Raw genomic sequence first — 1,359 nt, 5'->3', positions numbered from 1 at the left:
GAGACGCAGGGCCGCGTGACGTTCGAGGACGTCGCCGGCGTCGACGAGGCGAAGGAGGACCTTCAGGAGATCGTCGAGTTCCTGCGCGATCCGCAGAAATTCCAGCGCCTCGGCGGACGCATCCCGCGCGGCGTGCTGCTGGTCGGCCCGCCCGGCACCGGCAAGACGCTGCTCGCCCGCGCCATCGCCGGCGAGGCCAATGTGCCCTTCTTCACCATCTCGGGCTCGGACTTCGTCGAAATGTTCGTCGGCGTCGGCGCCTCCCGCGTGCGCGACATGTTCGAGCAGGCGAAGAAGAACGCGCCCTGCATCATCTTCGTCGACGAGATCGACGCGGTCGGACGTCACCGCGGCGCCGGTCTCGGCGGCGGCAATGACGAGCGCGAGCAGACCTTGAACCAGCTGCTCGTCGAGATGGACGGCTTCGAGGCCAATGAAGGCATCATCCTCATCGCCGCCACCAACCGTCCCGACGTGCTCGATCCGGCCTTGATGCGTCCCGGCCGCTTCGACCGGCAGATCAATGTGCCGAACCCGGACTTCATCGGCCGCGAGAAGATCCTCAAGGTTCACGCCCGCAAGGTGCCGCTGGCGCCGGATGTGGATCTGAAGGTCGTCGCGCGCGGCACGCCGGGCTTTTCCGGCGCCGATCTGATGAACCTCGTCAACGAGGCCGCCTTGCTCGCGGCGCGCCGCAGCAAGCGCATCGTCACTCGCCAAGAGTTCGAGGACGCGCGCGACAAGATCATGATGGGCGCCGAGCGCCGCACTCTGGTGATGACGGAGGAGGAGAAGCGCCTCACCGCCTTCCACGAGGGCGGCCATGCGCTGGTGCAGCTCAACATGCCGGGCGCGATCCCGATCCACAAGGCGACGATCATCCCGCGCGGCCGCGCGCTGGGCATGGTGCAGGGCCTCCCCGAACGCGACCAGATCTCGCAGAGCTATGAGCAGCTGAAGGCGATGCTGGCGCTCGCCATGGGCGGGCGCGTGGCGGAGGAGCTGGTGTTCGGCCACGACAAGGTGACGTCCGGCGCGGCGAGCGACATTCAGCAATGCACGCGCATCGCGCGGGCGATGGTGACGCAGCTCGGCTTCTCCGACAAGCTCGGCACGGTGGCCTACGCCGATCCGCAGCAGGAGCAGTTTCTCGGCTATTCGATCGGCCGCACGCAGACGCTCTCCGAGGCGACGCAGCAGACGATCGACGCGGAGGTGCGGCGGCTGGTGCAGGAAGGCTATGACGACGCCAAGCGCATCCTGACCGAGAAGCGCGGCGACCTCGACACTCTGGCGAACGGCCTGCTCGAGTTCGAGACGCTGACCGGCGAGGAGCTGATCGGCCTGCTGCAGGGCAAG

1 protein-coding gene is annotated in these 1,359 nt (G+C 67.8%); it reads left to right on the top strand.

From position 1 onward, the window contains the following. Positions 1–1,359 (top strand): ATP-dependent zinc metalloprotease FtsH (gene ftsH / locus Mspo_RS19390; RefSeq protein ID WP_159732927.1); only part of this gene is annotated, 1,359 nt, incomplete at both ends.

Origin of the sequence: Methylosinus sp. Ce-a6, assembly GCF_009811655.1 — a bacterium.
GTDB lineage: Bacteria > Pseudomonadota > Alphaproteobacteria > Rhizobiales > Beijerinckiaceae > Methylosinus.
The sequence above is the reverse complement of the archived record's forward strand: the minus strand, read 5'-3'. Positions and strand labels throughout refer to the sequence as shown.